This is a genomic window from Anaerobiospirillum sp. NML120511, from assembly GCF_023050955.1.
GTDB lineage: Bacteria > Pseudomonadota > Gammaproteobacteria > Enterobacterales > Succinivibrionaceae > Anaerobiospirillum.
The window spans coordinates 24,005-31,229 of record NZ_JALKIK010000050.1; the positions used below are offsets into that span (position 1 = coordinate 24,005).

The 7,225-nt window shown below is 53.0% G+C and carries 4 protein-coding genes; all 4 read right to left on the minus strand.

Annotated features, from left to right (window positions below):
• Positions 1 to 67: 67 nt before the first annotated feature.
• Positions 68 to 3,364: a DNA mismatch repair protein MutS gene (gene mutS, locus MXE39_RS11245; RefSeq protein ID WP_247074137.1), complete on the minus strand. Its 3,297-nt coding sequence runs from the start codon at positions 3,362 to 3,364 to the stop codon at positions 68 to 70.
• A gap of 564 nt (positions 3,365 to 3,928) precedes the next feature.
• The gene (locus tag MXE39_RS11250; protein ID WP_246979051.1) at positions 3,929 to 4,900 is read right to left on the minus strand and encodes a flagellin; all 972 of its coding nucleotides are present in this window, start codon (positions 4,898 to 4,900) and stop codon (positions 3,929 to 3,931) included.
• Positions 4,901 to 5,099: 199 nt separating this feature from the next.
• Complete coding sequence (locus tag MXE39_RS11255) at positions 5,100 to 6,095, minus strand: flagellin (RefSeq protein ID WP_246979050.1); 996 nt, start codon at positions 6,093 to 6,095, stop codon at positions 5,100 to 5,102.
• Positions 6,096 to 6,294: 199 nt separating this feature from the next.
• On the minus strand, positions 6,295 to 7,152 hold the full coding sequence (locus tag MXE39_RS11260; RefSeq protein ID WP_247074139.1) for a flagellin: 858 nt from the start codon (positions 7,150 to 7,152) through the stop codon (positions 6,295 to 6,297).
• Positions 7,153 to 7,225 lie beyond the last annotated feature (73 nt).

Below are 7,225 nucleotides of genomic sequence, written 5' to 3' on the forward strand. Positions count from 1 at the left end.
CCCCATGCTGCGACCGGTGCCGGACCAGACCTGCGGCCATGGCAAAGCCACGGCCATGGATATGGCCTTATTCCTCGCGTGAGCGCAGGCTCTCCTTGAGGCGGCTTAAGGTATTAAGAGCCTCAAGCGGGGTAAGGCTGTTGAGGTCGATGGTGGCAATGACATAGCGCAGCTCATGTGAGGCCTTGAGCTCATGCTCGAGAGTGGCTTTGGCAGCCTCGCTTTCAAACACGCGAGCCTCGAGGCTGGCAATGTGAGCATTGGCATTGCGCAGTGCTTCAGCCAGCTGAGCTCCCTGGGTATCGCCGGCAGCCTGACCATTGTCACTTTCCTGAGCGCCGCTTTCCAGAGCGTCCTCGGAGAGATTGAGCAGCGGAGCGGTAAATATGTCAGCTGACTCAAGCTCCTTGGTGCGGGCGTTATAAAAGCCAATGGCACTTTTGGTAATGGCTGGCGGAACACCGGCCAGGCGGGCTACCTCAATACCGTAGGAGCGGGACTGACGGCCTGGCTGAGCGGTATAGAAGAACACCATGCGTCCATTGAACTCACGGGCATTAAAGCACAGGTTGAAGGCATTGGCGTAATTCTCCACCAGAGCTGTAACCTCGGTGTAGTGGGTGGCAAACATGGTCAGAGGACGCACCTTGCGGCTCAGGAACTGCACAATGGCCTCGGCTATGGCTGCACCTTCAGCACCTGAAGTGCCACGGCCTACCTCGTCCATAATCACCAGGCTGTGGGCGGTAGCGTTATTGACAATAGTGGCAGTCTCCTCCATTTCCACCATGAAGGTAGAGCGGCCTGAAGCCAGGTCATCAGAGGCGCCGATACGGGTAAAGATACGGTCAATATCGCCAATTACAGCCTCAGTAGCCGGCACAAAGGAGCCTATGCGGGCCATGATGGCAATCAGGGCTGTCTGGCGCATAAAGGTGGATTTACCACCCATGTTAGGACCGGAAATGACAGCAAGCGACTTCTGGGAGTTAAGCTCAAGGCTGTTGACTATGAACTGGCTGTCGCTGATAGCCTCAACCACAGGATGACGGCCTTCAACAATTTTGATATGGCTGTCAGTGCTCAGTTGCGGTCTGACATAGTGGCGCTTGAGAGCCACACGGGCCAGTGACAGGGAAACGTCGAGCATGGCAATGTTATGAGCAAAGGCGCTCAGACGTGGCAGGGCTAAAATGAGCTCCTCAATGAGGCGGTCATAAAGCTCCTTTTCCAGTTGCAGACAGCGGGTCCTGGCAGACAGGGTCTTTTCCTCAAGTACCTTGAGCTCAGGGGTGATATAGCGCTCACTGTTTTTGAGGGTCTGACGGCGTACATACTCGGCAGGCACCTTGTCGGCACTCAGGCGTGAGACCTCAATGTAGTAGCCGTGCACATTGTTAAAGCGCACCTTGAGGGTATTGATACCGGTGCGGGCCTTTTCTCTTTCTTCAATGGCCAGCAGCACATTCTCTGAGCCGTTCTGCAGATCACGCAGCTCATCGAGCTCCTGATTGAAGCCCTCGGCAATCACACCGCCATCGCGAATCATCAGCGCCGGAAATTCAGCTACGGCCCTACTCAGCAGCGTACCCATGTCCCCAAGGTCAGGGAGCATCCCAGCCTTTTCAGCCAGCAGCAGCTTCATGCGACCGGTTATCTCCCCGGCAGCAACCAGCTCCTCAGGTCTCTGGCTGTCAGCCCCGTCAAGCTCATCATCCCAGTCATCGCCAGCATCACCAGCATCAGCAGAATCAGAACCAGCCTCAGCCACATCGCCAGCGTCACCACCAGCTGCAGCTCCGGCTGCGGCATCATCTGCCTCATCCCACTCGTCCACTGGCACATCATCATTGAGCTCAGTAACGGCAGCCCCATCAGCAGCATCGGCAGCATCGGCAGCAGCCTCAGCTGCTTCCTGAAGCTGTGCAGCCACATCTGCAGGGCCAGGACCCTCAGCTCCAGTGACTTTGAACAGTGGCTCATCAAAACTCTCAGAGTCACTGCCGGCACCATCAGCTTCACCTGCTGCGGCCTTGCCAGGGGCAGCTTTCTTTTTGCTTCTGGTGGCCCTGACAGCCTTGCCAGACTTGCTGCCCTTGTCAGACGAAGCTGCGCCACCAGCGCCAGCAGCACTAGCAACAGCGGCCTCATCATCGCCGACCTCCGGCTTAATGCCGGCATCAAGCTGCTCTGGGGTGATGCCGGTACCTTCGAGCAGCAGGGACCGGAACTGCGGAAGCAGTTCAATGGCATCACGCAGCTTGGAAAGGTCACGAGGCTTGGCTGAGCGCAGACCAATACGGGCCACAATGCGCTCAAGGTCGCCCATGGAGGAGAGTAGCTCGGTAAGCTCTACTGAGCGTGGGGCATGCTGCAGGGCTTCAACCAGATCAAGGCGGCTGTTGATCTGCTCGTTATTGCGCAGCGGATTGACCAGCATGGAGCGCAGCAGACGGGTACCCATAGGGGTACGGGTCTCATCAAGTACACCCAGCACCGATGCCCTGTCATTACCATTGAGATTGTCGACCAGCTCCAGATTCTTCTGGGCGGTGCGGTCAATAATCACCATGCCTGAAAGGCTGTCATTGCCAATGGAGGTGACATGCTCAATGTCTACATTCTGGGTGCTCTTGACGTAGTTGAGCAAAGCACCGGCAGCGCGTATGCCCAGCTTCATGGAGGCAATACCAAAGCCGCTCAGGGAACGGGTCTTGAACTGAGTGCACAGCTGCTTTAAGGCACCGTCATAGTTGAAGTCCCACAGTGGCAGAGCCTTGCGGCAGGTGACATTCTGTATATCCTGGAAATAGCGGAAGCGCTCAGGATAGAGCAGCTCGGCAGGATTGAGCTTGGAGAGTAAAATGCCCAGCTCAGCCATGGAATCAAGCTCGGTAACCAGAAACTGTCCGGTGCTGATATTGAGCCTGGCAAGAGCAAAGCGATCCTTTTCTTCAAAGACGCAGCACAGTACATTGTCCTGATTGTCAGGGACCATGCCTTCATCGGTAACAGTACCAGGGGTAATGATGCGGGTTACCTTGCGGGTAATCATGGCACCTTTGGTGCGGTCACCTACCTGCTCGCAGATAACTACTGAGCGGCCCATCTTGATAAGACGGCCAATGTAGTTGTCGGCAGCATGGTAGGGAACACCGGCCATAGGGACAGGTGCGCCGCCCTGATTGCCTCTGCGGGTCAGGGTGATATCCAGCAGATTGGATACGGTGCGGGCATCATCAAAGAAGAGCTCGTAGAAGTCACCCAGGCGGTAGAACACCAGGGTATCAGGATAGTTCTTCTTAACCTCGAAGTACTGACGCATCATAGGCGTCAGCTCATCAACATTGATTCCTTCAGTCATGCAAACCTCGCTACCTGCCGCCACAGGACAGTTAAGTGCCACAGCAGAACGCCCGCAGCATCACAGCAGCGGCATCCTGTCCCCTGCAGCCGACACCAGACCAGCGCGCAACCGCGCGCCGCCTGGCCCAGCCACAGCGCCAGCCCCGGCACACCTGCATCTGCATGCAGGAAAGCCCGGAGCTGACCAAAAAACTCGCCCCACATCACAAGCCACAGACTCATAACGGGGACGGCACTGAATTATACGCGATTGCAGGCTCAACCCCGTTCAAATGGTCAGGGAAAATACAAAGCTGTAACCCTCCCGCCACATCAGGGAAGTTCCTGCAATAGTCAGTGCCCTTATGATGGCACGAAATGCCGCCCTGTAACGCAAATGAGGGTTGCAATTAGCGCCATCCAGACCATCAAAACAAATAAACGGTAAACACCGGACACCAGACACAAAACAGCAAAACAGCAAAAAAGCAAAAAAGCAAAAAGCAAAAAGCAAAAAGCAAAAAGCAGAAAACAAAAAGGCGGGATAATCCCGCCTTGATGATAAAGAGAGAAAGAAATCTGACTACTGACCTAACAGGCTCAGAGCGATAGTTGGACGCTGGTTTGCCTGGGCCAGAACAGTCTGGGAAGCCTGCTGAATGATGTTGTTCTGAGTCAGCGCAGCGGTCTCAGAGGCGAAGTCTGTGTCACGAATTCTGCTGCGGGCATCAGCCTCATTCTCGGAAATGGAGGCCTGGTTGCGAATAGTGCTTTCCATGCGATTTTGGAGAGCACCAAGGCCTGCACGCTTGGAGTCTACAGCTTGGATTACCGCATCTATATTTGCTAATGTGTTGGTGGCATATGCTGCAGTTGAAATAGTCCAGCGTACTTTTGACTTGGCGTTCGTATCACTTAGCCAAAGGCCGTTTTTACCCGCATCTGCGCCATTACCCTTTGCCTCACCAATGCTTGCCATTTTTGCAAGGCCAGACATTGTGAATGGTTGGTCCCATAAAAGGGATAATGTGTCATTAGCATTAGCACCGACCTGGAAAACGATCTTGCCGTTATCTGGAATAAGGCTGTTAGTTTCTTTTAAGTGATTACCGCCTGTGCCTGCAGGGTTATTCTTACCGTTAAGGACTTTTGCGCCTGCAAAGGTGGTCTGACGGGCAATACGGTTGATTTCCTCAGACAGCTGGGTTACTTCTTCCTGGAGGGCCTTACGATCAGCTTCGGAGTTGGTGCCGTTAGCGGATTGTACTGCAAGCACGCGGATGCGCTGGAGCATGTTGGTGGTTTCGTCCAGGGCTCCTTCTATTGTCTGGGCAAGGGCGATACCGTCATTGGTGTTACGGTTGCCCTGGTTGAGGCCGTTAATCTGGGATGTCAGTCGGTCGGAGATCTGAAGACCGGCGGCGTCGTCCTTTGCAGAGTTGATACGCAGGCCTGAGGAGAGTCTCTGGTATGAGGTATTTAAGCTCAGGGTGGCATTGCTCAGCTTGCGCTGGGCATTGATGGATGAAACATTCGTATTAACGTAAAGAGCCATATTCAAACTCCCCTGCAGCCCTGAATAATGGCCGCTACATAATCTTCTCTTATCGTTCGCATGTCATGGACATGGGCATAGTTATCTTCTCTATCTGCAATGGCTATGCCATGCAGCAGCTGGCCGGATAAGGCAAAATCCAGAAAGCAAAAAGGCGGGATAAACCAGCCTTGATGATAAGAGAGAAAGAAAAATCTTATTACTGACCCAACAGGCTCAGAGCGATAGTTGGACGCTGGTTAGCCTGGGTCAGAACAGTCTGACATGCCTGCTGAATAATGTTGTTCTGAGTCAGCGCAGCGGTTTCAGAGGCGAAGTCTGTGTCACGAATTCTGCTGCGGGCATCAGCCTCATTCTCGGAAATGGAAGCCTGGTTGCGAATAGTGCTTTCCATACGATTTTGGATTGCGCCAAGCTCAGCACGACGTGAGTCTACAGCCTGAATTACAGCATCGATGTTTGCAAGTGTGTTGGTTGCTAAAGATGCAGTTGAGATTGTCCATCTAACTTCAGAAAGTAGATTGTTGTCTACAACGAGACCCTTTTGAGCATTAACAGGGGCATTACCAGGGTTGTTAGTTGCCTGCGGTAAGCCGGCCATCTTTGCCAGGCCTGATAATGTGAAAGCATCAGCCCAGTTAAGAGTAAGTGTATCGCCTGCATTAGCGCCTACCTGGAAAATAATCTTGCCTGCATTATTACCAGTGCCAGGAATAAGGCTGTTAGGGTTGTTCAGGTGTTTGTTGTTTGCGGCATTATTACCTGTAACTGCTTTGCCATTGATGACAGTTGCACCAGCAAAGGTAGTCTGACGGGCGATACGGTTGATTTCCTGGGAGAGCTGCGTGACTTCTTCCTGGAGAGCCTTGCGGTCAGCAGATGAATTGGTGCCGTTGGCAGCCTGAACAGCCAGCACACGGATGCGCTGGAGCATGTTGGTTGTTTCGTCCAAGGCGCCTTCGATGGTCTGGGCAAGGGCGATACCGTCATTGGTATTACGGTTGCCCTGGTTTAGACCGTTAATCTGGGAGGTCAGGCGGTCGGAGATCTGAAGACCGGCGGCGTCATCCTTGGCGGAGTTGATTCGCAGGCCTGAGGAGAGTCTCTGGTATGAGGTATTTAAGCTCAGAGTGGCATTGCTCAGCTTGCGCTGGGCATTGATGGATGAAACATTCGTATTAACGTAAAGAGCCATATTCAAACTCCCCTGCAGCCCTGAAAATGGCCGCTACATAATCTTCTCTTATCGTTCGCATGTCCTGGACATGAGCATAGTGTTACTTATCAGGTTGCAATGGCTATGCCATGCAGCAGCGGGCCGGATAAGGCAAAATTCAGAAAGCAAAAAGGCGGGATAAACCCGCCTCGATGATAAGAGAGAAAGAAAAATCTTATTACTGACCTAACAGGCTCAGAGCGATAGTAGGACGCTGGTTAGCCTGGGCCAGAACAGTCTGGGAAGCCTGCTGAATGATGTTGTTCTGAGTCAGAGCAGCGGTCTCAGCGGCAAAGTCTGTGTCACGAATTCTGCTGCGGGCATCAGCCTCATTTTCAGAAATGGAAGCCTGATTACGGATGGTGCTTTCCATACGATTCTGGAGAGCGCCCAGCTCAGCGCGCTTGGTGTCTACAGCCTGAATAGCCTTATCAATATTGGCAAGAGTATTAGTTGCAGATTCTGCAGTAGAAACTGTCCAACGAGCATTACGCTCGTTTGAACCCTGGCTGATAACAATGCCCTCTGTGCCTTTTTGATTGCCAGCGCCGAATCCGGCCTGTGCTGCAATACCGGACATAGAGAATCCTTTATCCCATACCAGGGATAATACGTCTCCAGCATTTGCTCCTACCTGGAAGACAATCTTTGCTTTCTGATTGGCAGCAGCACTTGGAATCAAGCTGTTGGCATTCTTCAGCCAGTCTTTATTGGCATTTGGATTTCTTGGGCCATTAAGGATGGTCTGGCCGGCGAAGGTAGTCTGCTCAGCAATACGGGTAATTTCATGGGAGAGCTGAGTAACCTCTTCCTGAAGGGCCTGGCGGTCTTTTTCGGAGTTGGTTCCGTTGGCAGCCTGAACAGCCAGCACGCGGATGCGCTGGAGCATGTTGGTGGTTTCGTCCAGGGCGCCTTCGATGGTCTGGGCAAGGGCAATACCGTCATTGGTGTTACGGTTGCCCTGGTTGAGACCGTTAATTTGGGTACGGCGTATTAAGCTAGTGTGATTTTCATCAAACTTCATCCTTAAGGTCATCTAAAATGTCACAACAGAAGCAATCACGCATGCGCTCATGGCTGAGCTGGGACATGAACTCGCCTAACTCTCT

Bases quoted from the DNA above. Each gene is read 5' to 3' on its own strand.
- mutS (WP_247074137.1), bottom strand. From the start codon at position 3,364: ATGACTGAAGGAATCAATGTTGATGAGCTGACGCCTATGATGCGTCAG.
- MXE39_RS11250 (WP_246979051.1), bottom strand. From the start codon at position 4,900: ATGGCTCTTTACGTTAATACGAATGTTTCATCCATCAATGCCCAGCGC.
- MXE39_RS11255 (WP_246979050.1), bottom strand. From the start codon at position 6,095: ATGGCTCTTTACGTTAATACGAATGTTTCATCCATCAATGCCCAGCGC.
- MXE39_RS11260 (WP_247074139.1), bottom strand. From the start codon at position 7,152: ATGACCTTAAGGATGAAGTTTGATGAAAATCACACTAGCTTAATACGC.